General features: G+C 53.3%; 1 protein-coding gene. It reads left to right on the top strand.

Annotation, left to right across the window (positions count from 1 at the left end):
• Window positions 1–242, top strand: a 242-nt coding sequence (locus ACXAH2_RS17225) for a hypothetical protein (protein ID WP_475080175.1), incomplete at both ends; no start/stop codon positions are given.

The raw sequence follows: 242 nt of genomic DNA on the forward strand, positions 1-242 counted from the left end.
CAAAGACCAAGGTTCCATCAAACAAACCGCCGTCACCAGTGACCTTATTGGCGGTGGCAACATCAGCCTAGACAGTGGCAGCAACATCACTTTAGAAGGCGCGACCTTAGCGGCCAAGGACACCTTATCCATCGGTACTGACGCCGTAACGCAAAACGCCAACGGCCAATACGTCAACGACAAAGGGGAATTAGCGGGCAACGTCACCGTCACCACTCAGGCATTAGAAAGCAGTGAGTGGA

The sequence above is a fragment of the Marinomonas sp. ABL3_031 genome (assembly GCF_056161265.1).